Here is a 1,353-nt window from a genome sequence, read left to right on the forward strand (position 1 = left end):
GGCGTGGTCGTCGTCGGCGGGCTCCTGCCGCTGCTCCTGATCCGCGAACGCACCGGCTCCGGGCGCCTGGCGCCGCAGGGGGAGAGCCCCCTGGCCGGGCTCGTCGGCAGCCTGACGATCCTGTACCGCGAGCCCCGGGTGGGCGCGGGCGCGGCGGTGCGGATGTTCAACACCGCCTCGCAGTTCGGCTTCCTGGTGATGCTGCCCGCGTGGTTCGTGACGGAGATCGGGCTCAGCAACGCGCAGTGGCTGCGCCTTCTCGCCCTGATGTTCGTCACCAACATCGTCACGAACCTCCTCTTCGGGGTGGTGGGCGACAAGGTCGGCTGGCGCGCCACCGTCGCCTGGTTCGGCGGCGTGGGCTGCACCCTGTCCACCCTCGTCCTGTACTACGTGCCGTCCGCGGTCGGCTCGCAGTACGCCGTGTGCGTCCTGGTCGCCGTGTTCTACGGCGCGACGCTCTCCGGGTATGTGCCCCTCTCCGCGCTGATGACCGCCATCGCCCCCGCCCACAAGGGGCAGGCCATGGCCGCGCTCAACCTCGGTGCCGGTGCCTCGACCTTCGTCGGGCCGCTCGTCGTCAGCCTCTTCCGAGGGCCGCTCGGGGTGGGCGGCGTGGTGTGGATCTTCGCCGGGTTCCACGCGGTCAGTGCCGTACTCACCCTTGCCCTGCGGACCACTACCCCCGCCGCCGACTCCGCGGTACGCCTGCCACAGCCGCTTCCCGCCGACGCCCACGAGCCCGTCGGCGCACCCGCCACGAAGGGACTGTGACCCATGTCGGTACTCGCCGTCGACGTCGGCACCACGATGATCAAGTCCGTGGTCTTCGACGACCAGGGCAACGAACTCGCCGTCTCCCGGCTCGCCACCGAGGTGCACCGCCGCCATCCCGGCTGGGCCGAGCAGGACATGGACACGGTGTGGAACGCCGTCGTCTACACCGTCCGCAACGCCCTGTCGGAGATCGCCGATCCCGTCTGGCTCGTGACGTTCACCGCCCAGGGCGACGGGGCGTGGCTCGTGGACACCGCGGGCCGCCCCACCGGACCCGCCATCCTCTGGTCCGACGGACGCGCCGGGGACATCCTCACCCGCTGGGAGCGCGAGGGCGTCCTGGAGGAGGCCTACCGTCGCAACGGGTCCCTCACCTGTAGCGGCATGCCCAACGCCATCTTCAGCTGGCTCGGCTCCCACGATCCGCAGCGCCTGGCCCGCTCGGCCGTCTCGCTGACCGCGGCGGGCTGGCTGTTCCTGCGGCTGACCGGAGTCGCCGCCACGGACGAGTCCGACGCCTCAGCGCCCTTCCTCGACCACACCACCGGCGACTACGACCCCGAGATCGTCGCCCTG

The 1,353-nt window shown here is 71.6% G+C and carries 2 protein-coding genes; both read left to right on the forward strand.

What is annotated here, in order from left to right; genetic code table 11:
• A partial coding sequence (locus tag AOK03_RS36835; protein ID WP_157869182.1) for an MFS transporter occupies positions 1-774 on the forward strand: 774 nt, incomplete at its 5' end.
• A 3-nt stretch (positions 775-777) separates the two neighbouring features.
• Positions 778-1,353, forward strand: a 576-nt coding sequence (locus AOK03_RS36840; RefSeq protein ID WP_244177893.1) for an FGGY family carbohydrate kinase, incomplete at its 3' end; no start/stop codon positions are given.

Origin of the sequence: Streptomyces atriruber, from assembly GCF_001418325.1 — a bacterium.
Taxonomy (GTDB): domain Bacteria; phylum Actinomycetota; class Actinomycetes; order Streptomycetales; family Streptomycetaceae; genus Streptomyces; species Streptomyces atriruber.